This is a genomic window from Aquabacterium parvum, assembly GCF_001447195.1.
GTDB classification, from domain to species: Bacteria; Pseudomonadota; Gammaproteobacteria; order Burkholderiales; family Burkholderiaceae_C; genus Aquabacterium; species Aquabacterium parvum.
Genome location: NZ_LFRI01000565.1, coordinates 1 through 273, shown reverse-complemented (window position 1 = coordinate 273; position 273 = coordinate 1). Strand labels below are relative to the sequence as shown.

General features: G+C 65.2%; 1 protein-coding gene. It reads right to left on the bottom strand.

Annotated elements, in window-relative coordinates; genetic code table 11:
• Window positions 1-3: 3 nt before the first annotated feature.
• Window positions 4-273 (bottom strand): hypothetical protein (locus ABG80_RS23120; protein WP_160322629.1); only part of this gene is annotated, 270 nt, incomplete at its 5' end.

The following is a 273-nucleotide window of genomic DNA, read 5'->3' as shown; positions in this document are numbered from 1 at the left end:
TCCTCACACCTTGCCCCCCTCATAGGCGAGGCTCACCGACGCGCCAGGAGCCCACGCACGCACCGGCACGGACACCTGCTCACCCACTCGGCCCTCGAAAGGCTTGGTGTCCGGAACTGTGAGGGTGAAGAGTTGAGCGAGGCCACGGTTATCGAGGCCCTCGATCTGGAGAACCGGGCGGGTGGGGATCACCTCGCCGGTCTTCTTGTTGACGCCACCACCCAGGGTGGTGACTGCTCGAATGGTGCCGGTCAGCGTGAGCATCACAGGCTC